We start from the raw sequence: 878 nt of genomic DNA on the forward strand, positions 1-878 counted from the left end.
AATTGGCTGAAACCTTGGCAAGCTACGCAACTAAAGGTAGTCTTATCTCTGTGGATGGAGAACTTCGTACCCGTCGCTTTGAGAAAAATGGCCAGATGAACTACGTGACTGAAGTTCTTGCCACAGGATTCCAACTTTTAGAAAGCCGTGCCCAACGTGCCATGCGTGAAAATAACGCAGGACAGGATTTGGCAGATTTGGTCTTGGAAGAGGAAGAATTGCCATTTTAATACTCTTCGAAAATCTCTTCAAACCACGTCAGCTGGTATAGGTAACTGACTTCGTCAGTCTTATCTACAACCTCAAAACACTGTTTTGAGCAACCTACGGCTAGCTTCTTAGTTTGATCTTGGTATAAACATTGAGAAGTCTGAGTTGGTCTCAGGCTTTTTTATATTGAGAAAGTCAGACTTTTTTCTTGACTATTTCTGACCAAGTGATACAATAGAACTATAATTTAGCACTCAGATATAAAGAGTGCTAATAATATGTATGTCATCATGGAGGAAAGCAAATGTTGAAACCATTAGGAGACCGTGTGGTCTTGAAAATCGAAGAAAAAGAACAAACTGTTGGAGGCTTTGTCCTTGCAGGCTCAGCCCAAGAACAAACAAAAACAGCCCAAGTTATAGCTACAGGACAAGGTGTTCGTACCTTGAATGGTGACTTGGTTGCTCCAAGCGTTAAGGCTGGAGACCGTGTCTTAGTTGAAGCACATGCGGGTATTGATGTCAAAGATGGAGATGAAAAGTATATCATCGTTGGTGAAGCTAACATCTTGGCAATCATTGAAGAATAGAAGGAGAAAGTAAGTATGTCAAAAGAAATTAAATTTTCATCTGATGCTCGTTCAGCTATGGTCCGTGGTGTCGATATCC

General features: G+C 40.9%; 2 protein-coding genes and 1 pseudogene. All 3 read left to right on the plus strand.

Going from position 1 to position 878, the window contains the following annotated elements:
- Positions 1–230 (plus strand): single-stranded DNA-binding protein (locus GMD4S_RS09550; RefSeq protein WP_000630819.1); only part of this gene is annotated, 230 nt, incomplete at its 5' end.
- A 284-nt stretch (positions 231–514) separates the two neighbouring features.
- Positions 515–799 carry a co-chaperone GroES gene (groES, locus tag GMD4S_RS09555; RefSeq protein WP_000917334.1) on the plus strand — a complete coding sequence of 95 codons (285 nt, stop codon included), beginning with the start codon at positions 515–517 and terminating at the stop codon, positions 797–799.
- Positions 800–814: 15 nt separating this feature from the next.
- A pseudogene (locus GMD4S_RS14015) lies at positions 815–878 on the plus strand (TCP-1/cpn60 chaperonin family protein); the annotation flags it as partial.

The sequence above is a fragment of the Streptococcus sp. GMD4S genome (genome assembly GCF_000296955.1).

Excerpts from the sequence above, each read along its gene's own strand:
- groES (WP_000917334.1), top strand. The coding sequence starts at position 515 with ATGTTGAAACCATTAGGAGACCGTGTGGTCTTGAAAATCGAAGAAAAA.